Origin of the sequence: Vogesella alkaliphila, from assembly GCF_014652475.1 — a bacterium.
GTDB lineage: Bacteria > Pseudomonadota > Gammaproteobacteria > Burkholderiales > Chromobacteriaceae > Vogesella > Vogesella alkaliphila.
The window spans coordinates 1-25434 of the sequence record NZ_BMYW01000011.1; the positions used below are offsets into that span (position 1 = coordinate 1).

General features: G+C 64.0%; 27 protein-coding genes. 17 read left to right on the forward strand and 10 right to left on the reverse strand.

Annotated features, from left to right (window positions below; all coding sequences use genetic code 11):
• Window positions 1-131: 131 nt before the first annotated feature.
• The 4 genes from IE100_RS13945 to IE100_RS13960 all read right to left on the reverse strand — a co-directional run bounded on the left by IE100_RS13945 (window position 132) and on the right by IE100_RS13960 (window position 3175).
• Entirely contained in the window at window positions 132-1040 is a 909-nt protein-coding gene (locus IE100_RS13945; RefSeq protein ID WP_189374968.1) for an ankyrin repeat domain-containing protein, read from the reverse strand.
• A 327-nt stretch (window positions 1041-1367) separates the two neighbouring features.
• Window positions 1368-1802, reverse strand: a complete 435-nt coding sequence (locus IE100_RS13950) for an Imm50 family immunity protein (RefSeq protein ID WP_189374969.1) — start codon at window positions 1800-1802, stop codon at window positions 1368-1370.
• Between the two features lie 142 nt (window positions 1803-1944).
• Window positions 1945-2373 (reverse strand): Hsp20/alpha crystallin family protein, encoded by a 429-nt coding sequence (locus IE100_RS13955; RefSeq protein ID WP_189374970.1) that lies wholly within the window; start codon window positions 2371-2373, stop codon window positions 1945-1947.
• 148 nt (window positions 2374-2521) lie between these two features.
• The gene (locus tag IE100_RS13960; protein ID WP_189374971.1) at window positions 2522-3175 is read right to left on the reverse strand and encodes a GntR family transcriptional regulator; all 654 of its coding nucleotides are present in this window, start codon (window positions 3173-3175) and stop codon (window positions 2522-2524) included.
• 289 nt (window positions 3176-3464) lie between these two features.
• Here IE100_RS13960 and IE100_RS13965 point away from each other — a divergent pair, with 289 nt between their 5' ends.
• Complete coding sequence (locus IE100_RS13965; RefSeq protein ID WP_189374972.1) at window positions 3465-4802, forward strand: glutamine synthetase family protein; 1338 nt, start codon at window positions 3465-3467, stop codon at window positions 4800-4802.
• Window positions 4803-4858: 56 nt separating this feature from the next.
• The gene (locus tag IE100_RS13970; RefSeq protein WP_189374973.1) at window positions 4859-6217 is read left to right on the forward strand and encodes an aspartate aminotransferase family protein; all 1359 of its coding nucleotides are present in this window, start codon (window positions 4859-4861) and stop codon (window positions 6215-6217) included.
• Between the two features lie 95 nt (window positions 6218-6312).
• Here the strand turns inward: IE100_RS13970 and IE100_RS13975 are convergent, their stop codons facing one another.
• The gene (locus IE100_RS13975; RefSeq protein ID WP_189374974.1) at window positions 6313-7137 is read right to left on the reverse strand and encodes a hypothetical protein; all 825 of its coding nucleotides are present in this window, start codon (window positions 7135-7137) and stop codon (window positions 6313-6315) included.
• 79 nt (window positions 7138-7216) lie between these two features.
• Here IE100_RS13975 and IE100_RS13980 point away from each other — a divergent pair, with 79 nt between their 5' ends.
• The 12 genes from IE100_RS13980 to IE100_RS14035 all read left to right on the forward strand — a co-directional run bounded on the left by IE100_RS13980 (window position 7217) and on the right by IE100_RS14035 (window position 18960).
• A complete protein-coding gene (locus tag IE100_RS13980; protein ID WP_189374975.1) occupies window positions 7217-8032 on the forward strand; it encodes a basic amino acid ABC transporter substrate-binding protein in 816 nt (271 codons plus the stop codon).
• 67 nt (window positions 8033-8099) lie between these two features.
• Window positions 8100-8843 (forward strand): amino acid ABC transporter permease, encoded by a 744-nt coding sequence (locus IE100_RS13985; protein ID WP_189374976.1) that lies wholly within the window; start codon window positions 8100-8102, stop codon window positions 8841-8843.
• A gap of 117 nt (window positions 8844-8960) precedes the next feature.
• Entirely contained in the window at window positions 8961-11618 is a 2658-nt protein-coding gene (gene gyrA / locus IE100_RS13990) for a DNA gyrase subunit A (protein WP_189374977.1), read from the forward strand.
• Window positions 11615-12085 (forward strand): PaaI family thioesterase, encoded by a 471-nt coding sequence (locus tag IE100_RS13995; protein WP_189374978.1) that lies wholly within the window; start codon window positions 11615-11617, stop codon window positions 12083-12085. Before gyrA ends, IE100_RS13995 begins: the two co-directional genes overlap by 4 nt.
• Complete coding sequence (locus IE100_RS14000; protein ID WP_189374979.1) at window positions 12082-12528, forward strand: PaaI family thioesterase; 447 nt, start codon at window positions 12082-12084, stop codon at window positions 12526-12528. Before IE100_RS13995 ends, IE100_RS14000 begins: the two co-directional genes overlap by 4 nt.
• Before the next feature lie 25 nt (window positions 12529-12553).
• Entirely contained in the window at window positions 12554-13639 is a 1086-nt protein-coding gene (serC, locus tag IE100_RS14005) for a 3-phosphoserine/phosphohydroxythreonine transaminase (protein WP_189374980.1), read from the forward strand.
• Window positions 13640-13780: 141 nt separating this feature from the next.
• A complete protein-coding gene (locus IE100_RS14010) occupies window positions 13781-14998 on the forward strand; it encodes an MFS transporter (RefSeq protein ID WP_229800392.1) in 1218 nt (405 codons plus the stop codon).
• Window positions 14999-15118: 120 nt separating this feature from the next.
• A complete protein-coding gene (locus IE100_RS14015; protein WP_189374981.1) occupies window positions 15119-15709 on the forward strand; it encodes an O-methyltransferase in 591 nt (196 codons plus the stop codon).
• A 3-nt stretch (window positions 15710-15712) separates the two neighbouring features.
• Complete coding sequence (pheA, locus tag IE100_RS14020) at window positions 15713-16786, forward strand: prephenate dehydratase (RefSeq protein WP_189374982.1); 1074 nt, start codon at window positions 15713-15715, stop codon at window positions 16784-16786.
• Between the two features lie 45 nt (window positions 16787-16831).
• A complete protein-coding gene (locus IE100_RS14025) occupies window positions 16832-17419 on the forward strand; it encodes an LOG family protein (RefSeq protein WP_189374983.1) in 588 nt (195 codons plus the stop codon).
• Between the two features lie 49 nt (window positions 17420-17468).
• Entirely contained in the window at window positions 17469-18488 is a 1020-nt protein-coding gene (gene aroF / locus IE100_RS14030; RefSeq protein ID WP_189374984.1) for a 3-deoxy-7-phosphoheptulonate synthase, read from the forward strand.
• A gap of 10 nt (window positions 18489-18498) precedes the next feature.
• Complete coding sequence (locus tag IE100_RS14035) at window positions 18499-18960, forward strand: OsmC family protein (protein WP_189374985.1); 462 nt, start codon at window positions 18499-18501, stop codon at window positions 18958-18960.
• Between the two features lie 59 nt (window positions 18961-19019).
• On the opposite strand, the gene IE100_RS14040 is transcribed toward IE100_RS14035, so the two are convergent.
• The 3 genes from IE100_RS14040 to dapF are packed head-to-tail and all read right to left on the reverse strand — an operon-like array spanning window position 19020 to window position 21070.
• Window positions 19020-19583 (reverse strand): hypothetical protein, encoded by a 564-nt coding sequence (locus IE100_RS14040; RefSeq protein WP_189374986.1) that lies wholly within the window; start codon window positions 19581-19583, stop codon window positions 19020-19022.
• Window positions 19580-20218, reverse strand: a complete 639-nt coding sequence (locus IE100_RS14045) for a DUF484 family protein (protein WP_189374987.1) — start codon at window positions 20216-20218, stop codon at window positions 19580-19582. Before IE100_RS14045 ends, IE100_RS14040 begins: the two co-directional genes overlap by 4 nt.
• Before the next feature lie 21 nt (window positions 20219-20239).
• Window positions 20240-21070, reverse strand: a complete 831-nt coding sequence (gene dapF / locus IE100_RS14050) for a diaminopimelate epimerase (protein ID WP_189374988.1) — start codon at window positions 21068-21070, stop codon at window positions 20240-20242.
• Window positions 21071-21192: 122 nt separating this feature from the next.
• On the opposite strand from dapF, the gene IE100_RS14055 reads away from it, so the two are divergent.
• From IE100_RS14055 to IE100_RS14065, 3 genes are read left to right on the forward strand one after another with little or no spacing between them, the layout of a single operon-like run.
• Complete coding sequence (locus IE100_RS14055; protein WP_189374989.1) at window positions 21193-21771, forward strand: TetR/AcrR family transcriptional regulator; 579 nt, start codon at window positions 21193-21195, stop codon at window positions 21769-21771.
• A 51-nt stretch (window positions 21772-21822) separates the two neighbouring features.
• Complete coding sequence (locus IE100_RS14060; RefSeq protein ID WP_189374990.1) at window positions 21823-22320, forward strand: DUF4442 domain-containing protein; 498 nt, start codon at window positions 21823-21825, stop codon at window positions 22318-22320.
• Window positions 22321-22330: 10 nt separating this feature from the next.
• Entirely contained in the window at window positions 22331-23143 is an 813-nt protein-coding gene (locus IE100_RS14065; RefSeq protein WP_189374991.1) for a crotonase/enoyl-CoA hydratase family protein, read from the forward strand.
• A 155-nt stretch (window positions 23144-23298) separates the two neighbouring features.
• Here the strand turns inward: IE100_RS14065 and IE100_RS14070 are convergent, their stop codons facing one another.
• Window positions 23299-24786: an aldehyde dehydrogenase gene (locus tag IE100_RS14070; RefSeq protein WP_189374992.1), complete on the reverse strand. Its 1488-nt coding sequence runs from the start codon at window positions 24784-24786 to the stop codon at window positions 23299-23301.
• A 48-nt stretch (window positions 24787-24834) separates the two neighbouring features.
• On the reverse strand, window positions 24835-25380 hold the full coding sequence (locus IE100_RS14075) for a cupin domain-containing protein (RefSeq protein ID WP_189352294.1): 546 nt from the start codon (window positions 25378-25380) through the stop codon (window positions 24835-24837).
• Window positions 25381-25434: the final 54 nt, after the last annotated feature.

Below are 25434 nucleotides of genomic sequence, written 5' to 3' on the forward strand. Positions count from 1 at the left end.
AAGCTGATGATCTGTTCTTCGGTGAATCGTTTCTTCATGTCCAAACTCCTTGTCATGGTGGATTGGACGCTAAAGTCACGTGCTACTCAATACCGGGGGACGTCGATTCAAATAACAGCTTCACTTTACTTTTATTGTCGTTTCGGGAAATCAAGGATACTTTTCCGACCCATGATCAAATCTTCTACCGCAGCAGCAGGAACCACTCGCTCCTGCAAGGCCCTCTTGACGATAGGAGACGCCGGAAAAACGGCACAACGAGCCCGCAGCATACCAATCAGCTTTTCTTTCCAGCGCTGTTGCTCGCCATCCAATGGGACATGACACACCTCTGCACTTGAGGCTAACGCCTGTAAGTTATAACGATAGCCCTGCTCCAGCAACCAGACAGCAATATCGAACCGCCCCGTAACCCCCAGCGCATAATCGGGTGCAGTTTTATCCTTCATAAACTCATCATGAACATTAATATCTGCACCCGCTGCCACTAAGATTTTGACGTTTTCGAATAGCCCATGATAGGCCGCTTGTAGCAAAGGTCGATCCTGAGCCTCTTCTCCCCGTTTGGCATTTAAGTCCCCTCCATAGCGCAAAGCCAATCGTAGGAAATCGGGCCGACCGGTCCCTGCTGCCATCACTGTGGCAGACCATTCTTGCCTTATGATGGAGCCGTTTTCCTTAACACCATGACCTTTACCATCTCCCTTTCCATGACCATTTCCTGCTAGGTTGGGATCGGCCCCAGCTTTGAGTAAGGCTTCAAACCCTTCTACATTGTCGGCACAGATGGCCCACAGTAAAGGTGGCACGGCACCGTCTTCCAGATGGTTGACGTCCGCACCTCGTTGCACCTGTGACCTGATTGCATCGCTGTCCCCTCTCACCGCAGCCTTGGCCAAAGTCAGCACCTGTAGATCACGATACGCCTGGTCCAAGCTTCGTCCGGCACACTGCGTGCCACCAAACAAGGAACCAGCACAAGCGCTTAAGCTAGTCATCAGACAAACGCCTAAAGCGAAATGTATTTTTCTTAACGTCATTATCTATCCTTAGTTCCCTATGGTTACTGCACCACCGCACTGCATACGATAAATCTGTTCAATATTGTCTGGTTTGAGTGAAGGCTAGCCGCATTACGCAATTGACAAAACCAAAGAAGTGATCGGTCGCTCAGCCAATCATTTCTATGTGTCGCCATTAACCTCCTGAATATGGCCGGGATGAATATCAAACTACCCACTAAGCGCCTGTCCCAACCATTTAGCCGGCGTCAGCGCCACACCAACAGATCAAATGAAATACTGTTTTGCGCGCCAAGAAACGATCCGGATGGCTGTTCTGCCTATCTTCAGAAGACTAGCTGTCATTTAAACCTCTGTGAATGGCTCCACGCTAATTACCTTGGCTCTTCGTGCGCAAAATGACCCAGATAAACCAAAGCAGTGTTCTAGGTTGACACGCAAGGCAACGGAATTGGTTTCCGGATCAGTGAAGAGCTCCAAGCTCAGGGCATACAAAACGTTCTGATGATTTAAGCCATCGAGTTCTAGCTCGAAAACCTCTTCAAATCGTATATGTACCATCGAGTCGAGCTCAAGCTTGAAGACGCCCTCATCGGTGACCTCTGGGGTCATGATCCACCCTCGTATCTGTAAGTCGACAGACGGGACATACGAACCCGATTCATTCCTGTATGTCCGTTCAAGGACGACACGGTGCACCTCCCCGTCGTGAAAGCTTGGCCATTGACCGTACCGGTTTGTAACGATGGAGTAATCCTTGATGAATTCGTATGGTTTCATTGATGGCTAGCAGTTCTTGCTTGGGAATTAAATTCTTTTATCATAAATCGGCAGCCTGCGGCCAACCTTGGCCGCTGTTCGCCAACTGCCGGCATGAAAAAGCCCGGCCACCGGAGCCGGGCTTGCTGCGGGCGGCGACTGCCTATTCCACGATCAGGCGTTTGCCGTTGCCGCTGCTGTGTTTCTTCGGCAGCGACAGGGTCAGCACGCCGTTTTCGTACTTGGCGCTGGCGCCGTCGCGGTCCAGGTCGGACGGCAGCTGCAGGCTGCGCGACACCATGCCGTAGTAGCGTTCGCTGCGCAGGTTCTGTTCATCCTTGCTCTGTTTGTCGAACTGTTTCACTTCGGCCTTGATGGTGAGCTGGGCGCCCTCGATCTCGACGTGGATGTCGTCCTTGGATACGCCGGGCAGCTCGGCCAGCACGGTGAAACCTGCGTCGGTTTCCTTGACGTCAAGCTTGATCTGCGATGGCAGTGCATCGCCGTGCAGGGGCTTGATGAAGAAGCCGTGGCCGCCGAAATCGCGGAACAGGTCGTCGAACAGGGTGCTGCGGGAAGGAAGCAGGCTCATCGTATTCTCCTTAGATAATCAGATGCTTAGGGCGGCCGTGGTGGCTGCTCACCCCCGGTATAGTGCTTGCCGGCGCAAACGACAAGGAGCCGTCACCGGCCGGCTTGATCTGGCACAACAGCGCCGCCGGCCGTGGCAAATACGGTGCTCAGCCGGGGCGGCAGCTGAGGCGCAGGTAGCTGCCGGCGGTGCGCAAATCCTGCTCTATGGCGCGGCGTACCGCATCGGCGTCGCCGGCCTGCAACGCGTCCAGCAGCGCGTGGTGGGCGTCGTTCATGGTCTTCCACACGGCCAGATCCTGGTGCAGCCGGTTGGAGATCGGGCCGACGTGCAGCCAGACGGTTTCGATCAGCGACAGCAGCAGCGGCGAGCCGCTGGCACGGTACAGCTGCAGGTGGAACAGCTCATTGGCGTCGAGATAGCCCTTGATGTCGTCCGCGACGATGGCGCTGTCCATCGCGCGGCACAGCCGCAGCAGCTCGTCGCGCTCTGCTGCGGCCAGGCCTTGCGCGCCGCGGAAGGCGGCTTCGCCTTCCAGCAGGATGCGGTTTTCCAAGATGTCGTCGAATTGGGCCTCGCTCAGCTGCGGCACCTGCACGCCGCAGTTGGGGATGTTCAGCAGCGCCTTTTCTGCGGCCAACCTTTGCAGCGCGGCACGCACCGGCATCTGGCTGACGCCCAGCTCCTCGGCCAGCTGGCGGATCTTCAGCCGCTCGCCCGGCAGCCAGCGTCCCAGCATCAGCCAGTGGCGCAGCGTATCGTAGGTCTCGTCTTGCAGGGTGGAGGCGGTGCTGGTTTTCATGGTGCGTAGTCAGGACAAATTGGCGGCAAGCATAGCAGAAGGTGGCCGTGGTCTGGGTGCGGGCCCGATGTCGCCGTTCTGGCGCAGGGTTGGCCGCGAGGGGGCGGCCTTTTTTGTGGTCACTGCTAGTATTTGATCAAATGTTGACATGGATATTTGATCAAATCTACGATGCACGGCACGAGCTGCGTTTTGCTGCGGTTTCCTGCCTGGCAGGGAGTGGACGAGCCGGGCAGGGGTGGCAGGCGACAGGCGACAAACAATCGGGGCAGCCCGCAGGAGAGAGAGCATGGACGAGCAACTGGCCGCGTTTATACGCGAGCACAACATTCATGAAGTGGAGTGCGTGATACCGGACATGACCGGCATGGCGCGCGGCAAGATCGTGCCCAAGGGGCTGTTCCTGGCCGAAGACAGCATGAAGATGTCCAAGGCGGTGCTGACCATCACCGTCAACGGCGAGTTCGCCGAGTTCGAGCGCTTTGCCGGCGCCAACGACCCGGACATGGTGTGCCGCCCGGACCCGTCCACCATCCGCCTGGTGCCGTGGGCGATCGAGCCGGTGGCGGTGGTGATCCACGACTGCGAGGATTTCGACGGCACGCCGGTCGCCATCTCGCCGCGCGCGGTGTTGCGCAAGGTGCTGCAGCTGTACGAGGCGCGCGGCTGGCGGCCGGTGGTGGCGCCGGAGATGGAGTTCTACCTGATCCGCCAGAACACCAACCCGCACGAGCCGCTGCGCCCGCCCTCCGGCCGCGCCGGCCGCTCCGAGGTGGGGCGGCAGTCGTTCTCCATCGACGCGGTGAACGATTTCGACCCGTTCTTTCAGGAGCTGTCGGCGTTCTGCGAGGCGGCCAAGCTGAACGTGGAAACGCTGATCCACGAGGTGGGCGCCTGCCAGATGGAGATCAACTTCAGCCACGGCGACGCGATGGCACTGGCCGACCAGGTGTTCCTGTTCAAGCGTGCGGTGCGTGAAACCGCCTACCGCCACAATATCTTCGCCACCTTCATGGCCAAGCCGATGGAAGGCGAGCCGGGCAGCGCGATGCACATCCACCAGAGCATCGTGGACAGCGAAAGCGGCGACAACATCTTCTCGCAGCCGGACGGGAGCGCCAGCGAGCTGTTCTTCCACCACATCGGCGGCATGCAGCGCTACCTGCCGCGGGCGATGCCGATGTTCGCGCCCTACGTGAACAGCTACCGCCGTCTGAGCCGCCACACCGCCGCGCCGATCAATGTGCGCTGGGGCTACGACAACCGCACCTGCGGCATCCGCATCCCGCCTTCCGGTCCCGCCGCGCGCCGGGTGGAAAACCGCGTGCCCGGGGTGGACGTGAACCCCTACCTGGCGATGGCGGCGACGCTGGCCTGCGGCTACCTGGGCATGGTGAACCAGATCGAGCCTTCCGCGCCGATGAACGACAGTGCCTACGACCTGGACTACGAGCTGCCGCGCAGCCTGGAAGACGCGGTGGAGCTGATGCAGGACTGCCCGGAGCTGGCGACGATCCTGGGTGAGGAGTTCGTGCAGGCGTTCTGTGCGGTGAAGGAGAAGGAATTCGAGACCTTCAACCGCGCCATCACCGCCTGGGAGCGCGAGCACCTGCAGCTGCACGTTTAACGCCTGTCTGCGGCCAACGTTGGCCGCAGCTGACACCAAATACCAAGGAGACACCCATGACCATCCGCCATGGCATCAACTGGGACCAGGCCCAGGCGCTGTACCAGACCGAGCGCGACACCTTCATCAGCCGCATGCCGCGTTCGCGCGAGCTGTCGGCCCAGGCTGCCGGCCACCTGCTGTTCGGCGTGCCGCTGCACTGGATGAACGACTGGTCGACGCCGTTCTCGCTGTACGTGGCAGCGGCGCAGGGCGCGCGCTTCACCGACGCCGACGGCCACGACTACGTGGATTTCTGCCTCGGCGACACCGGCGCCATGTTCGGCCACAGCCCCAAGCCGGTAGCCGAGGCCATCGCCCGCCAGGCGCAGCGCGGCTACACCGCCATGCTGCCCAGCGAGGACGGCGTGTGGGTGGCGCAGGAGCTGGCGCGCCGCTTTGGCCTGCCGTACTGGCAGTTCGCGCTGTCCGCCTCCGATGCCAACCGCTTTGCCATCCGCTGGGCGCGGGCGATCACCGGGCGCAGCAAGGTGCTGATCTTCAACGGCTGCTACCACGGCACGGTGGACGATGTATTCGTTGATCTGGTTGACGGCCAGCCGCAGACCCGCGACAGCCTGCTGGGGCAGGTGTACGACATCACCCAGCACACCCGCAGCGTGGAGTTCAACGACCTGGCGGCGCTGGAAGCCGTGCTGCAGGATGGCGAGGTGGCCTGCCTGCTGGCCGAGCCGGCGATGACAAATATCGGCATGGTGCTGCCGCAGCCGGGCTTCTGGCAGGCGGCGCAGGCGCTGTGCCAGCGTTATGGCACGCTGCTGCTGATCGACGAGACCCACACCATCAGCAGCGGCCCCGGCGGCTACACCCGCGCCCACGGTCTGCAGCCGGACCTGTTCGTGGTCGGCAAGCCGGTGGCCGGCGGCGTGCCGTGTGCGGTGTACGGTTTCAGCGAGCAGACCGCGCGCCGCGCAGAAGAGGCCAAGCGCACGGCGCCTCCCGGCCACAGCGGCATCGGCACCACGCTCACCGCTAATCTGCTGGCCATGGCGGCGATGCGGGCGAATCTCGCCGAGGTGATGACCGACAGCGCCTACCAGTACATGTTCGGCCTGGCGGAAAGGTTGGCCGCAGGGCTGCGCGGCGTTATCGCGCAGCATCAGTTGCCGTGGTGCGTCACCCAGATTGGCGCCCGCACCGAGTTCCAGTTCACCGCAGTGCCGCCAGTCAACGGCAGCGAGGCGGACAAGATTCTGGACAGCGAGCTGGAGCACATCGTGCACCTGTTCCTGCTCAATCGCGGCCTGCTGATCACTCCGTTCCACAATATGATTCTGGTGTGCCCGGATACCACCGCGGCGGATGTGGATCGGCTAGTGGCGGCATTCGGCGACTTCGTGCGGCAGGTGCGTTGAGCGCGCGGCAGGCACCGGGGCAGGTTGGCGCGGATGGCGCGAAATGAAAACGGCCCGCCTGTTGGCGGGCCGTTTGTCTGCTATTGCCGGATGGCTCAGTGCGCCTGGCGGGCCGGCTGCTTGTGACGACGCGCCTTGGCGCTGGTCTTGTTGCGCTTGGCTTTGGCGACGCTGCCGCGCTTGTTGCCGGCGTTCAGCGTTTTGCGCGCCTTGCGCTGCCTGAGGCTGCTCTTGGTGGCTGTGCGGCTGGCCTTGGTCTTTGCGTGGGGGCCGCGTTTGGCGGTGACGCTGCGTTTGGCGGCGTTCGCGGTCGCTTTCTGGCGCTTGCGGGCGGCAAGGCTGCGCTGGCCGGCGCCGGCCTTGCGGCTGCTGAGCACCTTGCCGGCCTTGGTGTGCTTGCTCGCCGCACGCTGGCGCACTGCGGCTTTTTTGCCGACACGCGCCGTCTTGTTGCCGCGCACGCTCTGCTTGCCGTTGCGCAGCTTGTTGCGCGCCTTGGCGGCACGTTGCGTCTTGGCCGCCTGCTTCAGCTGGCGTGACGATTTCCGGGCGGCCGGCTGGCTGTCACCGCGCTTGCTGCGGCGTGTTTCGGCCCGCTCGCGGCGCGGCTGTTCCCGCGGGCTACTGGTTTTATCTTGAGTGACGGTCGCTGTCGCGGGCTGAATATTGCGCGCGGGTACGTCGTTTGCTTTATTACTGCCGCCGTTGGCGGGGGCGACCTTGCTGGCGGCTTTGCTTTGGCGTGGCGGCTGGAAGTCGCCCGGCAGCGGGGCGTCTTCACCGGTGGCAAAGCTGTTGCCGGCGCAGCTCAGAATGAGGGCGCCAAGTGCTGCAGCGCAAAAACGGGACAATGGCATGGTGGGTATGTCGTTGGCTAAATAATGTAGATACAAATATCCGGCTGCGGTGCGTTGTGGCACCGTAACGGGCTTGTTATATTAGCACGCGCGCCGTTTCGAGGACGAACGGTCAATACGTGAATCGAGGGAGATTGCAAGTATGAAGAACACGAGAAGAACGCTGCTTGCGGGGATGCTGTTGTCGGCTTTTGCGGTCGTCGGTTGCGGCAAGAAGGCGGAAGAGCCTGCCGCATCGGCAGCCAGCGAAGCGGCACCGGCGGTGGCGCAGGTGGCCGAGTACGTGGTGGGCACCGACGCCAGCTATGCACCATTCGAGTTCCAGAACGACCAGAACCAGATCGTCGGCTTCGACATCGAGGTGCTGAGCGCGGTAGCGGACAAGGGCGGTTTCAAGGTCAAGTTCGTCAATACGCCGTGGGAAGGCATGTTCGCCACCCTGGCACAGGGCGATCGCGACATCCTGTCGTCGGCGATCACCATCACCGACGAGCGCAAGCAGAGCATGGATTTCTCCGAGCCATACTTTGAAGCGCGCCAGCTGATCGCGGTCGGCAAGGGTGTGACCGACGTGAAGACCTTCCAGGATCTGAAGAGCAAGAAGGTGGCGGTACAGACCGGCACCACCGGCGACGAAGTGGTGCAGAAGCTGCTGGGCAAGACCAGCTCCAGCATCAAGCGCTTCGAGAGCATGCCGCTGGCGCTGAAAGAGCTGGAAACCGGCGGTGTCGACGCGGCGGTGGGTGACAACGGCGTGGTGATCAACTACGTGAAGAACAACCCGCAGCACGGCATGACCACGGTGGAAGACCTGCAGAGCTTCGCGCCGGAGTATTATGGCTTCGCGGTGAAGAAGGGCAATCAGGAGCTGCTGGACAAGGTCAACGCCGGCATCAAGGCGATCAAGGCCGACGGCACCTACGACCAGATCTTCAACAAGTATTTTGGCACCAAGTAATCAATTAGCTGCATGAAGAACCGGGCCCGCCTCGAGCCGGCCCGGTTTTTTTGCAGGGGGAAGCAATATGGATTTTCGCTGGGAAATGATCGCCGACTACGCACCACTGTTCGTGGAAGGTGTGCAAATGACGATCATCATTACGTTGGTGGCGGTGGTGTTCGGCACCCTGATCGGCCTGTTCATGGGCATGGCGCGGCTGGCGGATGCGCCGCACGGCCTGAGCCGTTACCTGGTGCGCTACCTGGTGCGCATGCCGGCCGGTGCCTACGTGACCTTTTTCCGCGGCACGCCCTTGTTCGTGCAAATCCTGCTGGTGCACTTTGCGCTGATGCCGCTGCTGATCCACCCGGTGGACGGCCTGGTGGTCAATGGTGATGTCGCCCGCGACATCCGCCAGAATTACGGTGCCTTCATTTCCGGCCTGCTGGCGCTGACGCTGAACGCCGGTGCCTACATCACCGAGATTTTCCGCGCCGGTATTCAGTCCATCGACAAGGGGCAGATGGAAGCCGCGCGTTCGCTGGGACTCTCCTACGGCCAGACCATGAAGTTCGTGATCGTGCCGCAGGCCTTCCGCCGCATGCTGCCGCCGCTGGGCAACGAGGCGATCATGCTGCTCAAGGACAGCTCGCTGGTGTCGGCGATCGGCCTGGCCGAACTGGCCTTCGCCGCGCGCACCGTGGCCGGCGTGTACTCGCGCTACTGGGAACCGTACCTGACCATTTCCTTCATCTATCTGGCATTGACGATGTTGATGGCGTGGGGGATTTCCCGTCTGGAGAAAAAGCTGCAGATCGGCGCGCGCTGAGCGTTCCCTGTCGCTTGGTAAAAAGGCCGCGATAGCGGCCTTTTTGCTTGTCTGGCGGGCGTTCTGGTGTCATTTCGTGTTAGAATATCGAATATTTTGCCATGATTACGGATTTCCATGACCGACCAGCTTTTTGCCAAGGAAACACTCCCGATTAGCCTGGAAGAGGAGATGCGCCGTTCCTATCTCGATTACGCGATGAGCGTGATCGTCGGCCGCGCCCTTCCTGATGTCCGAGATGGCCTCAAGCCCGTGCATCGCCGGGTGCTGTACGCCATGCATGAGCTTTCCAACGACTGGAACCGTGCCTACAAGAAATCGGCGCGTATCGTCGGCGACGTGATCGGTAAGTATCACCCGCACGGCGATACCGCGGTGTACGACACCATCGTGCGTCTGGCGCAGGATTTCTCGCTGCGCTACCCGTTGGTGGACGGTCAGGGCAACTTCGGCTCCATCGACGGCGACAACGCCGCCGCGATGCGTTACACCGAAATCCGCATGGCGCGCATCGCGCACGAACTGCTGGCCGACCTCGACAAGGAAACCGTCGACTTCGGCCCCAACTACGACGGCTCCGAGCAGGAACCGCTGATCATGCCGACGCGCATCCCGAACCTGCTGATCAACGGCAGCTCCGGCATCGCGGTGGGCATGGCCACCAATATTCCGCCGCACAACCTGACCGAAGTGGTCGACGCTTGTCTGGCGCTGCTGGCCAACAGCGAGCTGACCATCGACGAGCTGATCGACATCATCCCGGCACCGGACTTCCCGACCGCCGGCATCATCTACGGCACCGCCGGCATCAAGGAGGCGTACCGTACCGGTCGCGGCCGCGCCATCATGCGCGCCCGCGTGCACTTCGAGGACATCGGCAAGGGCGACCGTCAGGCCATCATCGTCGACGAGATCCCGTACCAGGTGAACAAGTCGCGCCTCTTGGAACGCATCAGCGAGCTGGTGCGCGAGAAGCAGATCGAGGGCATCTCCGACCTGCGCGACGAGTCGGACAAGTCCGGCATGCGCGTGGTGATCGAGCTCAAGCGCGGCGAAATGCCGGAAGTGGTGCTCAACCACCTGTACAAGCTGACCCAGCTGCAGGACAGCTTCGGCATCAATATGGTGGCGCTGGTCGACGGCCAGCCGCGCCTGCTGAACCTGAAGCAGATCATCGACGAATTCCTGCGTCACCGCCGCGAAGTGGTGACGCGCCGTACCATTTTCGAACTGCGCAAGGCCCGCGAACGCGGCCACATCCTCGAAGGTCTGGCGGTGGCACTGTCCAACGTCGACGAGATCATCGCGCTGATCAAGGCGTCCGAAGCCCCGCCGCAGGCCAAGGCCGCGTTGATGGGTCGCGCCTGGCGCTCGGAGCTGGTGGAAGGCATGCTGTCGCGCGTCGACCAGAGCTACGCCCGCCCGGATGGCCTGGCCGCCGAGTACGGCCTGCACGGCGACGGTTACCGCCTGTCCGAAGTGCAGGCCCAGGCGATCCTGGACCTGCGCCTGCAGCGCCTGACCGGCCTGGAACAGGACAAGATCGTCGGCGAATACCGCGAGATCATGGACACCATCCTGGACCTGATCGACATCCTGGCCCGCCCGGAACGCATCAACCAGATCATCCACGACGAACTGACCGCGGTGAAGCTGCAGTACGGCGACAAGCGCCGCTCCGAGATCGAACCGTTCGGCGGCGACATCAATATCGAAGACCTGATCACGCCGCAGGAGATGGTGGTGACCCTGTCGCACACCGGCTACCTGAAGGCGCAGCCGGTCGACGACTACCAGTCGCAGCGCCGAGGCGGCCGCGGCAAGCAGGCGGCAGCGACCAAAGACGACGACTTCATCAACACGCTGTTCGTGGCCAATACCCACGACTACGTGCTGTGCTACTCCTCGTTCGGCCGTTGCTACTGGATCAAGGTCTACGACATGCCGCAGGGCGGCCGCACCAGCCGCGGCAAGCCTATCGTCAACGTGCTGCCACTGGCGGAAGGCGAGAAGATCAACGCGATGCTGCCGGTGAAGGCGTTTACCGGCAACGAGGCCGAGCTGGACGACGACATCGAAGTCAGCGACAAGGTCAAGGGCCCGTTCGTGTTCATGTGTACCGCCAACGGCACCGTGAAGAAGACGCCGCTGGAAGCGTTCTCGCGGCCGCGCGCGGCCGGCATCATCGCCGTCAAGCTGGACGAGGGCGACAAGCTGGTCGGCGTGGCGCTGACCAGCGGCAACGACCAGATCATGCTGTTCTCCAATGCCGGCAAGGCGGTGCGCTTCGACGAGAGTGATGTGCGCGCCATGGGCCGTAACGCCACCGGCGTGCGCGGCATGGCGCTGGGCGAAGGCCAGCAGGTGATTTCGCTGCTGGTGGCCAACAGCGACGAGCAGCAGGTGCTGACCGCCAGCGACGGCGGCTACGGCAAGCGTACCCGTGTCGGCGAGTTCCGCCACACCAGTCGCGGCACCCAGGGCGTGATCGCCATGGACCTGACCGACAAGACCGGCCTTGCGCTGGTGACCGCCAGCCTGGTGGAAGACAGCGACGACGTGATGCTGATCACCACCGGTGGCGTGCTGATCCGCACCAAGGTCGACCAGGTGCGTGAGACCGGCCGTGCGGCGCAGGGCGTGCGCCTGATCAACCTGGACGACGGCGAGAAGCTGATCTGTCTGGTGAAGGTGGCCGAGAGCGAAGACGACGCCGCGGAAGAGGGTGACGCGCTTGCGGCCAACCTTGAGGCGGGCGAGGGCGCGGCAGAATGACGGACCTGGCACCGGCCAACGAAAAACTGCTGGCGACGGCGGGCGCGTTGTTCGTGTCCTTCCCGCACTGCGTGACGCTGGGCATGCAATACCTCGGCAACGTTGGCCGCAAGCCGACGCTGAAGGTGGAGTGGCGCGACGATCTGGTCGGCAATCCGGCCAGCGGCGTGCTGCACGGCGGGGTGATCACCTCCATCGTCGACACCTGCAGCGCCATCGCGGTGACCGCGCACATGACCGAGCTGGAAACCATCGCCACGCTGGACCTGCGCATCGACTACCTGAAGGCGGCCACGCCGGGCAAGGCCATCTACTGCACCGCCGAGTGCTACCGGCTGGCCAGCCAGATCGCGTTCACCCGTGCCGTGTGCTACCACGACAGCCCGGACGATCCGATCGCCCACGGCGTCGCCACCTTCATGCGCGACTCCAACCCGAAACCGATGCTGGCGGAGGGCGCGGCATGAGCCAGTTCATGGAAACCTTTCTCGCGCTGCGCGACGAGAAACGCTTCGCCGACATCATCGCCGCGGTGCCGTACGCCCGGCTGATGGGCGTGGCGTGCGGCGAAGACGAGACCGGTGAGCTGCTGTTCTCGCTGCCGTTCGCCGAGCGCAATGTCGGCAACACCACGCTGCCGGCGCTGCATGGCGGCCTGATCGGCGGCTTTCTGGAAAACGCGGCCTTGCTGCACCTGATGTGGAACCGCGAGTCGCTGGAAGCGCCTAAGATCGTGGACTTCTCGCTGGATTACCTGCGCTCCGGCAAGGCCACCACGCTGTATGCGCAGTGCGAAATCACCAAGCAGGGCAAGCGCGTGGCGCACGTGCTGATCGAGGCCTGGCAGGAAGACCGCCGCAAGCCGGTCGCTGTCGCCCGTGCGCACTTCCTGCTCAGCACTCCTTCCTGATTTTGACGAGAAATAGAGGATAGTCATGGCCAAGGTGTACAACTTCTCAGCCGGTCCTGCCGTATTGCCCCACGAAGTGCTGGCAACCGCCCAGGCGGAAATGCTGGACTGGCACGGCTCCGGCATGTGCGTGATGGAAATGAGCCATCGCGGCAAGGAGTTCATGGAGATCATCCACGATGCCGAGCAGGATCTGCGCGCGCTGATGGCGATCCCGGCCGGTTACAAGGTGCTGTTCCTGCAAGGCGGCGCCTCGCAGCAGTTCTCCATGGTGCCGCTGAACCTGGCGCCGGTGGACGGTCATATCGACGTGCTGGATACCGGCCACTGGTCGAAGCTGGCGGTCAAGGAAGCGCGCCGCTACACCGGTGTCAACGTGGTGGCCAGCAGCGCCGACAGCAACTACGCAGTGGTGCCGGACGTGGCCAGCTGGCAGCGTACGCCGGATGCCGCCTACTTCCACTACACCTCCAACGAGACCATCGGCGGCCTGCAGTGCCCGTTTGTGCCGGAAGTGGGCGATACCCCGCTGGTGTGCGACATGTCGTCCGATTTCCTGTCGCGTGAGGTGGACGTGTCCAAGTTCGGCCTGATCTACGCCGGCGCGCAGAAGAACATCGGCCCGTCCGGCCTGACCGTGGTCATCGTGCGCGAAGACCTGCTCGGCCACGCCCAGGCGCAGACGCCGACCATGCTCGACTACCGCGTGCACGCCGACGCCGACTCGATGTACAACACCCCGGCCACCTATCCGATCTACATCGCCGGCCTGGTGTTCAAGTGGCTGAAGACGCAGGGCGGCATCAAGGGCATGCAGGCGCGCAACGACGAGAAGGCCGGCCTGCTCTACCACATGATCGACAGCAGCGACGGCTTCTACTACAGCCATGTGCAGGCGCCGTACCGCTCGAAGATGAACGTGGTGTTCCGCCTGAAGGACGAGGCGCTGGAAGACGTGTTCCTGTCCGAGGCGAAGAAGAACGGCCTGATGCAGCTTAAGGGCCATCGCTCGGTCGGCGGCATGCGCGCCTCGATCTACAACGCGATGCCGATCGAAGGCGTGAAGGCGCTGGTGCACTTCATGGAAGACTTCGCCCGCCAGCACGGCTGAGCGACAAGGTTGGCCGCAACGCAAAACCCGTCCGAGGACGGGTTTTTTCATTGTTCGCGATCCGGATCAGTGTTTTTGCCGCGGTGACTGGCCGCCGGCGCATCAAGCACGCATCATGTCGTTCTTGCCCCGGAGTTTCCCATGACAGCCAATCGTCCCCTGATGTTCCTGTTGCTTGCCGCCGGCACCGTGGTCACCCTCAGTATGGGTATCCGCCACGGCTTCGGTTTCTTCCTGCCGCCGATGACGCAGTCCTTCGGCTGGACGCGTGAAACCTTTGCCTTCGCGCTGGGTTTGCAGAACCTGGTGTGGGGGCTGGCGCAGCCGTTCTCCGGCGCGCTGGCCGACCGTCACGGCCCCGGCCGCGTGCTGCTGGCCGGCGGCGTGCTCTACGCCGCGGGGCTGGCGCTGATGACGCTGTCCAGCAGCGGCGTGCTGCTTTCCGGTTCCGCCGGCGTGCTGATCGGCCTCGCGCTGTCGTGCACCACCTATAGCGTGGTGTTCTCGGTGATCGTGCGGGCGGTGGCGCCGGAGTTCCGCTCCCGCGCCATGGGGCTGACGGCGGCAGCCGGCTCATTCGGCCAGTTCATCATGGTGCCGGTCGAGCGCGGGCTGATCGACGGCCTGGGCTGGGTGCCGGCCTTGTTCGTGCTGGCGGCCACCGCCGTCTTGCTGCTGCCGCTGGCGGCGCCGCTGGAAAAGGCCTACCGCCGGGCGCCGGCGCTGCCGCTCGTGCAGGGCGGCATGCTGCGCGGCATGGGCGAGACCTTTGCCATGGCCTGGCAGCAGCGCTCGTTCCGCCTGCTGATGGCCGGTTATTTTGTCTGCGGCTTCCAGGTGGTGTTCGTCGGCGTGCACCTGCCGGCCTATCTGCGCGATCACGGCCTGTCCGGCGAGGTGGCCAGTCTGGCGCTGGCGCTGATCGGTCTGTTCAACATCGCCGGCACCTACGTCGCCGGCCACCTCGGCAGCAGCCGGCCGAAGCCGATGCTGCTGGCCGGGATCTACTTCCTGCGCAGCATCGTGGTCACCGCCTTCATCCTGGCGCCGCTGACGCCGTGGTCGGTGGCGCTGTTTGCCGCGGCGATGGGCTTCCTGTGGCTGTCGACGGTGCCGCTGACCAATGGCGTGCTGGTCAGCCTGTTCGGCGTGCGCCACCTGGGCATGCTGTCGGGCGCGGTATTCTTCTCGCATCAGGTCGGCAGCTTCCTTGGCGTGTGGCTGGGCGGCCTGCTGTATGATCGTACCGGCAGCTACGACGTGGTGTGGTGGCTGACGGTACTGCTGGGGCTGCTGGCCGCTGCGGCCAACCTGCCAGTGCGCGAGCAGCCGGTGCCGGCGGTAGCGACTCAGTCATGAGCTGGCTGGCGGCGGCGTGCGGTGCGCTGGTGCTGTCGGCGGGGCTGTGGGCGTACCTGCGCCCCGATTTCGTGGTCGATGCGGCAAACCTGATTGCCGCCTGTTTCTGAAGGGGATGACATGTTGACTGGGGAGCGGCTGGCACGGCTGCAGCAATTGTGGGAAGACAACGAGGCACACGACCGCCATGCGGCCGCGCGCGCCGAGAAGCGGCTGACCATCACGCCGCAGACCGGGCGTTTCCTGTACCAGCTGTCACGCACCCGCCGTGCGCGCATCACGCTCGAAATCGGCACCTCCAGCGGCTATTCCACGCTGTGGCTGGCGCTGGCGGCGCAGGCGCACAAGGGGCAGGTGGTGTCGGTCGATCATTCCGCGCACAAGATTGCGCTGGCGCACGCCAACCTGCAGGCGTTCGCGCTGGAGCCGGTGGTGACGCTGCACACCGACGACGCGTTTTCGGTGCTGGCCAATACCGCCGACGAATCGGTCGATCTGCTGTTTCTCGACGCCGACCGGCAGCGTTATCCCGGCTACTGGCCGGAGATCACGCGCATCCTGGCGCCCGGCGCCTTGCTGGTGATGGACAACGCCTTGTCCCATGTCGAAGAATGTGCGTCTTTCGTACAAGCAGTGCTTGCTACGCGTGGCTATCTCGCGGAAACTTACCCCATCGGAAAAGGCCAGTTTGTCATACTGAAAGACTTGTAAATCGTGTCGGAACAACAGCTCAAGCAACACCGCGATGCCATCGACCGCATCGACATCGAGATTCTCCACCTTCTCAACCAGCGCGCCCAGCACGCCCGTGAAATCGGCGAGATCAAGGGCGGCGGCATCATCTACCGTCCGGAGCGCGAGGCGCAGGTGCTGCGCCGCATCAAAGAGCAGAACCCGGGGCCGTTGCCCGGCGAATCCGTGGCGCGCCTGTTCCGTGAAATCATGTCGGAATGCCTGGCGCTGGAAAAGCCGCTGTCCATCGCCTACCTCGGCCCGGAGGGCACCTTCAGCCAGCTGGCGACGCTGAAGCACTTCGGCCATGCCGCACGCACCGTCGCCTGTTCCTCCATCGACGAAGCCTTCCGGCTGGTGGAAGCGCGGGCGCTGGATTATGTGGTGGCGCCGGTGGAAAACTCCACCGAGGGCGCGGTTGGCCGCACGCTGGACCTGATGGTCAGCACGCCGCTGAAGGTGTGTGGCGAGGTGGTGCTGCGCATTCACCATCATCTGCTGCGCAATAGCGCCGGCACCGACGGCATTCGCCGTGTCTATGCCCACGCCCAGGCGCTGGCACAGTGTCACGAGTGGCTGAACAAGAACCTGCCGGCCGATGTCGAGCGGGTGTCGGTGGCCAGCAATGCCGAGGCGGCAAGGTTGGCCGCAGAGGACGCGAGCTGCGCCGCGATCGCCGGTCAGGCGGCGGCGGAGCGCTTCAATCTGCTGAAACTGGCGGAAAACATCGAGGACGAGCCGAACAACACCACCCGCTTCCTGGTGCTGGGGCACCAGGATGTCGGCCAGACCGGCCAGGACAAGACCTCGCTGATCGTGTCGGCGCCGAACCGGCCGGGCGCAGTGCACTACCTGCTGGCACCGATTGCCGACAACGGCGTGTCGATGACCAAGTTCGAATCGCGGCCATCGCGCGCCGGGCTGTGGGACTACGTGTTCTTCATCGACGTCGAAGGCCACCACGACGATCCGAATGTCGCCAAGGCGCTGCAAGGGCTGATGGAGCGCACCTCCTTCGTCAAGGTGCTCGGCGCCTACCCGCAAGCCGTTCTCTGAATATTGCCAGGCCGGCATCGCGCCGGCCGTTGATGGATTAAACGTATGACTATCCAGTCTATTTGCCTGTTTTGTGGTTCCAACAAGGGCACGCGCGCCGCTTACGAGCAGGCGGCGGTCGAGCTGGGCCGGACGCTGGCGCAGCGCGGCATCGCGCTGGTGTATGGCGGCGGCAACGTCGGCCTGATGGGGGCGGCCGCGGATGCGGCGCTGGCCGCCGGCGGCCGTGTGATCGGCGTGATTCCGGGCTTTCTGCGCGAGAAGGAATTGGCGCACCAGGGCCTGTCCGAGCTGCATGTCACGCAAACCATGCACGAGCGCAAGGCGCTGATGGAAGACCTGTCCGGCGGTTTTGTCGCCTTGCCCGGCGGCTTCGGCACCTACGACGAGCTGTTCGAGATGCTGACCTGGGGCCAGCTGTCGGTGCACAGCAAACCGATCGGGTTGCTGAATGTCGATGGTTTCTTCGATCCGCTGCTGGCGATGATCCGCCACGGCGTGGCCGAGGGCTTTGTCGCGGAAGGCAATCTGCAGCTGTTCGTGGTGGCGGATACCATCGACGAGCTGCTGGCCAGGATGAATGCCTACCGGCCGGCGCCGGTGAACAAGTGGTTGTCGCACGACCGCATCTGAGCTTGTCGCCGGCCTCGCCGGCTTTTCTGTTTATACGGGGACGGTTTTCATGATTATCGTGATGTCGCCAGCTGCCAGTGCGCAAAGCATTGACGACGTGATCGGCAAGATCCGTGCGGCGGGCTTGAGCGAGCACGTCTCGCGCGGCACCGAGCGCACCATCATCGGCGCCGTCGGCGACGAGCGCTCGCTGCAGCCGAGCATGTTCGAGATGATGCCGGGCGTGGAGCGCGCGCTGCGGGTGTTGAAGGACTACCGCATCGTGTCGCGCGAGGTGCAGCCGGACAATACCGTGGTACACGTGCGCGGGCTGGCCATCGGCGGTGCGGCGGTGCAGGTGATCGCCGGGCCGTGCGCGGTGGAGACCGCGCCGCAGATGCAGCAGGCCGCCAGGCTGGTGCGCGAAGGCGGCGCCCGCCTGCTGCGCGCTGGCGCCTTCAAGCCGCGTACCAGCCCGTACAGCTTCCAGGGGCTGGGCGTGGCCGGGCTGGACTATCTGCAGGAAGCGGCGCGGCAGCAGGGGCTGCCGGTGGTGTCGGAGCTGATGGATATCCGCCTGCTGGACACCTTCCTCGAATACGACATCGACGTGATCGAGATCGGTGCGCGCAGTATGCAGAACACCGATCTGCTGAAAGAGGTTGGCCGCATCAACAAGCCGGTGATCCTCAAGCGCGGCCTGTCGGCAACGGTCAGCGAGTGGCTGATGGCCGCCGAGTACATTGCCATCGGCGGCAACCACAACATCATCTTTTGCGAGCGCGGCGTGCGCAGCTTCGATCCGGCCGCGCGCAACACGCTGGACGTGACCGCGATTCCGCTGCTGAAGCGCGAGACGCACCTGCCGGTGATCGTCGACCCCAGTCATGCCGGCGGCAAGGCGTGGCTGGTGCCGGCGCTGTCGTGCGCGGCGCTGGCGGCCGGTGCCGACGGCCTGATGCTGGAGGTGCATCCCGATCCGGCGCAGGCGTGGTGTGACGGTGAGCAGGCGCTGGATGGCGCGGCGTTTGGCAGTCTGATGGCGCAATTGCGCCCGTTGGCCCAGGTGCTGGGCCGCAGCTTGGCATAAGGGGAGTGTGATGAGCGAACAACAGCAGGAAATCGTAAGGCTGACTCAGGTCGACAGCTACCGCTTCGACAATCGCTTCGAGGGAGGGGACTACCGGCTGCTGACCGACGAGCCGGCGCCGCTGGGCGACAATAGCGGGCCGTCGCCGGCGCAATTGCTGGTGGCGGCGGCGGCCAACTGTCTGTGTGCCAGCCTGTTGTTCTCGTCGCGCAAGTACCACCTCGATGTCGCGCCGCTGTCGTGCGAGGCGGTGGCCACCATCAGCCGCAACGAGCGCAAGCGGCTGCGGGTGACGCGTATCGATGTCACGCTGCAGTGTGGCAAGCCGGTGCAGGAGCAGCCCAATCTGGAGCGGCTGCTGGGCAGCTTCGAGGATTTCTGCACCGTGTCGCAGAGTATCGGCCAGAGCATCGCCATCGCGCTGACGGTGCTGGATCCGGACGGCACGGTGCTGAAGTCGCCCGCCGCCTGAGCCACCTGAGCGCAGCACCAACAAAAAACCGGATGGTCACCATCCGGTTTTTTTTGCATCTACAGGTAGCGCAGGAACAGCGGCACCAGGATCTCGGCGATCCAGCCCAGCAGCAGCGGTGGCACCAGCAGCGCGAACAGGATGGCCCACCATGGCGTGCGCTGTTGCGGGCGGCTGATGGCGAGCAGGGTGCGGTAGAGCGCGTAGCCGGTGAGCGCGACAAACGGCGGCAGCGTGGCCAGTGCCTGCAGCGGGCGTCCGGCCAGCAGCGGATTGAGCAGCAGCATGCCGGCCAGCAGGCAGGCCTGGCTGAGAAAGTAGCTGCCCATGTTCAGCGACAGCCCGCGCAGCAGTACGCCGGAGCGGCGAAATTCGCCGCAGCCGAGCAGCGCCAGTGCGCCGGCCAGCCCCAGCCACAGGTAGGCATAGAACAGCGGTAGCCACACCGGCACCAGGGCCAGCGACGGCAGGTACAGCCGGAAGAAGACGGCGCTGACGACGTAGGCCGACAGCACGGCCAGTACGGCGGTCACGCTGTCGCTGGCGATCAGCCGCCACAGCGCGTGCAGCAGGTACAGCAGCAGTGGCGACAGCAGGATCAGGCTGGGGAGGGAGGGTGTCATGCCGAGGCCAGCACCCGTTGCAGCGCCACGGCGATCAGCTCGCCCATCTGTGCCAGGTAGTGGGTCTGCATGTCCTGCGAGAAGCGCTGGCTGTCCTCACTGCCCAGTACCAGCAGGCCAAAGGCCTCGCCCTGCTGGCGCAGCGCGATGGTGGCGAAGGATTGCAGTACCGGCTGGGTCGGGAACCAGCTCAGGATCTCGTCGTTGACGTAGGGGCCGCAGTACGGCGCGCACAGGTTGCCGGCCAGCAGGCGGATGTCCTGCCGGGCGTTGTAGAACGGGCCGGGGTTGGCCGCATCGTGCCACAGCCGCAGCGCCACGCGCTGCAGGCCGAACTGCTTGTCGAAGGTGCGCACGATGGCGTCGGCAGCCTGTTCCAGCGTGTCGGCCTGCATCAGCGCCAGGCTCAGTTGGTGACAGCGCGACAGGATCAGGTCGTTCTGCTCGCCGTGCCGGACCAGCTGTACCAGCCTGGCTTCCAGCTGGCGGTTCTGGTCTTTCATTTCCAGCAGCTGGCGCTCGGCGAAGGACACTACCACGCGATCGTGGCTGCTTTTCAGGCCGAAGCGCGGCGCGTGCTGGTTGAGGAAGTCAGGATGGGCATCAAGAAAGGCAAGAACATCGTCGTTTTGCACGCTGCGACTCCGCTGTCAGGTTCAGATTTCGATTTCACCGGTAAAGACGGTCACCGCCGGGCCGGTCATCTTCACCGGATGGCCGGGGCCGCCCCATTCGATATTCAGGTCGCCGCCACGGGTATGCACCAGCACGCGGCTGTCGAGCTGGCCACGCTGGATGCCGGCCACCACCGCAGCACAGGCGCCGGTGCCGCAGGCCAGGGTTTCGCCGGCGCCGCGTTCGTAGACGCGCAGGCGGATTTCGCCGCGGTTCACGATCTGCATGAAGCCGGCGTTGACCTTCTCCGGGAAGCGTGGGTGCGACTCCACCAGCGGGCCCTGCTGGGCCACCGGTGCGCTGTCCACGTTATTGACGACGCAAACCGCGTGCGGGTTCCCCATCGACACCACGGTGACGTCGATCGAGTCGTCGCCGATGGCCAGCGGGTGGGTGATGGCGTCACCGTCGGCGATGAACGGTATCTCCAGCGACTTCAGACGCGGCACGCCCATGTCCACCGTGATCAGGCCGTTGCTGTGGTACTCCGGCACGATCACGCCCTTGGCGGTCTCGACGCGGATGGCGCGCTTGTTGGTCAGCTTCTGCTCGGTGACGAACTTCACGAAACAGCGCGCGCCGTTGCCGCACTGTTCCACTTCGCTGCCGTCGTTGTTGAAGATGCGGTAGCGGAAGTCGTTTGTGCCGTCGTGCGGGGCTTCCACCAGCAGCAACTGGTCGAAGCCGATGCCCAGGTGGCGGTCGCCAAGCTGGCGCAGGCGTTCCGGCGTCAGGCCTACCGTCTGGCGGATGCCATCCACCACCACAAAGTCGTTGCCGAGGCCGTGCATTTTGCTGAACTTGAGTTTCATGGGAGGTACGCGTGTGAGGTACGGCAAAGTAAAAGGCCATCATAACCGAATAATTTGGCGGCAAACAGCAGCACGGCATGGCGTGCATTGACACCTTACTGACCAGTAAGTAGAGTCGCGGAATGAAGCCTGAAACCGACGCCCGTATTACTGATACGCGCAAAAAAATCCTCGACCTGGCGGAAGCACTGATGCTCTCGCGCGGGTTCAATGCCTTCAGCTACCAGCACATCAGTGCCGAGCTGGGGGTGCGCAATGCCGCCATCCACTATCACTTCCCGAAAAAGAGCGATCTGGGCGTGGCGCTGATCGAGCGCTACTGCCGCCGCTTCGAGCGCTTCACCCAAGCGCAGGCCGACCTGTCGCCGGACGAGCAGCTGGAACAGTACTTCGAGCTGGCCGACCGCTATTTCGGGCAGCAGCAGATCTGCCCGAGCGGCATCCTGTCGGCCGAGCTGCAGACCCTGCCCGACGATATGCGGCTGCAGACGCAGGCCTTTGTCGCGCTGATGCGCGGCTGGGCGGCGGACATCGTGCGCCGCGGCCGTGACGCCGGGGTGATGCACTATCCCGGCAGCGCCGAGGGCATGGGCGACGTGGTCTTTGCCGCGATGCAGGGCGCGCTGCAGCTGGCGCGCTTCGACCGGCAGGCGCTGCAATCGGTCAAGCTGCAGATACGGCAGCTGCTTGGCTGCCAGTAGTCATTCAAATAACAACTAGATAACAACACGACAACACGAGAAGAGGGTTTGATGGAACAACAAAAAAACAGCATGTGCCGCATGGTGGACAAGACCGCGGCCCTGCCGGGCGGGCTGCGCTCTTGGGCGATCACCAAGCTATTCGGCAATTTCGTCCCGTTCCTAGGGACCGCCGGCCTGCGTTTCGACGAGGTCAGCCGCGAGCGCATGGTGGTCAGCATCCGCAACCGCAAGAAGGTGCAGAACCACATCAAGGGCCTGCACGCGGCGGCGATGGCGCTGCTGGCGGAGACGGCGACCGGCTTCGTGGTTGGTATGAACGTGCCGGACGACAAGCTGATGCTGCTGAAATCGATGAAGGTCGAGTACCTGAAGCGGGCACAGGGCGACATGAAGGCGGTGGCGACGCTGGACCGCGCCCAGGTTGGCCGCATGGCGACGGAAGAGAAGGGCGACGTGCTGGTGGATGTGGTGGTGACCGACGAATCCGGCGAATCCCCGATCCGCTGCGAGATGGTGTGGGCGTGGGTGCCCAAGAAACGCAACTGAGGGCGATGCGATGAGCTATGACACGATCACCGTCGAGGTGCGGCAACAGGTTGCCCATGTGGCGCTGAACCGCCCGGACAAGGCCAACTCGCTGAACGAGGCGATGTGGCAGGAGCTGCAGCAGGCGATGGAGTGGTGCGACGCCGAGCCGCAGGTGCGCGCCGTGGTGCTATCCGGCAACGGCAGGCATTTCTGCGCCGGCATCGACCTGACGATGCTGATGAACATGCAGCGCGCCATCGAGGACAGCTGCGAGGCGCGCAAGCGCGACAAGCTGCGACGGCTGATCGTTGGCCTGCAGGCCAATGTCAGCAGCCTGGAGCTGTGCCGCAAGCCGGTGATCGCCGCCATCCACGGCGCCTGTGTCGGTGGCGCGCTGGACATCGTGCTGGCCGCCGACATCCGCCTGGCCGCCGAGGGCGCCGTGTTCAGCGTGCGCGAGGTCGATGTCGGCATGGTCGCCGATGTCGGCACCCTGCAGCGCCTGGCGCGGGTGGTGGGCGAGGGCAATGCCCGCGAGCTGGCGCTGACCGCGCGCGACGTGCCGGCGGACGAGGCGAGGGCGATGCAGCTGGTCAATCGCGTGTTGCCGGATCGCGAGGCGCTGTTGCAGGCGGCGGAGGCGATGGCGCTGCAGATCGCGGCCAAGTCGCCGCTGGCGGTGCAGGGCACCAAGGAAATCCTCAACTACAGCCGCGACCACGGTGTGGCCGAAGGGCTGAACTACGTGGCGACCTGGAACGCGGCGATGCTGATGTCGGAAGACATACAGGTGGCGGTGATGGCGGCGGTCAGCGGCGAGCGGCCGGTGTTCCGCGACTAGCGGCACGCGGCGCCGCGCGCTGCCGTTCACGGCTTGCGGCCAACCTTGCACCAAGGTTGGCCGCAATGCTTTGTGATATGGCGGCTGCCGCCAGCAGCCGGCCAATGAAAAACGGGCCGCGAAGGCCCGTTGTCGTTGCCGGCGTCGCGCCGGTGTTACAGCTTGATCAGCGTCGATTTCAGCTCGGTGTACTTCTCCAGTGCGTGCAGCGACTTGTCGCGGCCGTTGCCGGACTGCTTGAAGCCGCCGAACGGGAAGTTCATGTCGCCGCCCTCGTCGTAGCAGTTCACCCACACCGTGCCGGCGCGCAGGCGGCGCGACACCTTGTGCGCGGTGCTCAGGTCGCTGGTCCACACCGCGGCGGCGAGGCCGTACTCGCTGTCGTTGGCGATGCGGATCGCCTCGTCCACGTCCTTGAAGGTGATGATGGACAGCACCGGCCCGAAGATCTCCTCGCGGCAGATGGTCATGTCCGGACCGGTGCAGACAAAGGCGGTCGGCTCGATGAACAGGCCGGTGTCGGTATGCGCGGCCTTGCCGCCGCACACCAGTTCCGCGCCCTCGCTCAGGCCCTTGTCGATGTAGGACAGCACCTTGTCGTACTGCACGCGGTCGACGATGGCGCCCATGCTGGTGGCCGGGTCCAGCGGGTCGGCTGGCTGGTAGTGTGCGGCGGCCTTCTTGAATTCGGCGATGAAGGCGTCCTTGATGTCTTGATGCACCAGCAGGCGCGAGCCGGCGGTGCACATCTCGCCCATGTTGTAGAAGATGGCACCGGCGGCGGCGCGCGCCGCGCGGGTCAGGTCCGGGCAGTCCGGCAGCACGATGTTGGGCGACTTGCCGCCCAGCTCCAGCCAGGCGCGCTTGAGGTTGGATTGCGCGGCAGCGGTGGCGATCAGCTTGCCGACGCCGGTGGAACCGGTAAAGGCGATGCAGTCGATGTCCATGTGTTCCGCCAGCGCCTTGCCGACGTCGCCGGCGCCCGGCAGCACCTGGAATACGCCGTCCGGCATGCCGGCCTCCTTGGCCAGAGCCGCGAGGCGGATGGCGGTCAGCGGCGATTTTTCCGACGGCTTGACGATCACGGCGTTGCCGGCGGCCAGTGCCGGGCCGAATTTCCAGCTCGCCATCAGGATGGGGAAGTTCCACGGCACCACGGCGGCGACCACGCCGATGGCTTCGCGGGTGACTAGGCCGACGATCTTCGGATCCACCGGGGCGACTTCGCCGCCGATCTTGTCGATGGCCTCGGCGAACCACTCCACGCAGTAGGCGGCACCGGGTACGTCTACACTGGTGGTATCGCCGATCGGTTTGCCGGCGTCCAGGGTTTCCAGTAGTGCCAGCTCGTCACCATGCTCGCGGATCAGCGCGGCGAAGCGCTTCAGGATGCGGCCGCGGGCCAGCGGCGCCAGCTCCGACCACTTGCCGCTGTCGAAGGCGCGGCGCGCGGCCTTGACCGCCTGTTCCACTTCCGGCGCGCCGGCCCAGCTGATGCTGGCCAGGTGCTGGCCGTTGGCCGGGTTGATGCAGTCGAAGGTGCGCCCGTCTGCTGCTGCAACATACTGGCCGTCGATGAAGGCGCGGCCTTCGATGGTGAGCGTGCTGGCAAATGCCTGCCATTCTGCATGGGTGCGAGCCATGGTGTTTCTCCTTTGTTGTGTCGGGTCCGCCCCGTAGCAGGAGGCGGTTCAGAACGTCGGCGGAGAGCTGGCGCTGACGATCTCGCAGCACTCGTCGCTGACGTTGCGGAAACGGTGCGGCTGGCGACTGTCGAAGTAATAGGCGTCGCCGGGGCCGAGGATGCGTGCTTCGTTATTGACGGTGATCTCGATCTGGCCGCGAATGATCACGCCGCCCTCCTGGCCGTCATGGGTGAGCATGTCCGGTCCGGTGTCGGCAAACGGCTCGTACACTTCGCGCAGGATGGCGATGTCGCGCCGCTCGTGCGAGGTGCCGACCAGCAGCAACTGGATCTGGTCGTTGCCGAGGTTGGGCAGTTCGTCCTTGTCGTAGAACACGCGTGGTGCCTGCGGGTCTGCGTCGAAGGTGAAAAAGTCGGACAGGGTCATCGGCAGACCCTCCAGCACTTTTCGCAGCGAACTGATCGACGGGCTGACGCGGTTCTGCTCGATCAGCGAGATCGTACCGTTGGTAACGCCCGCTCTTTTGGCCAGTTCACGCTGCGAAAGACCCATGCGTTCGCGAACCATCCTTAATCGTGCTCCAACATCCATGCTTCCTGTCCAATCTGTATGTTAATAATTTTAGACGTACAACGATGAGGATTT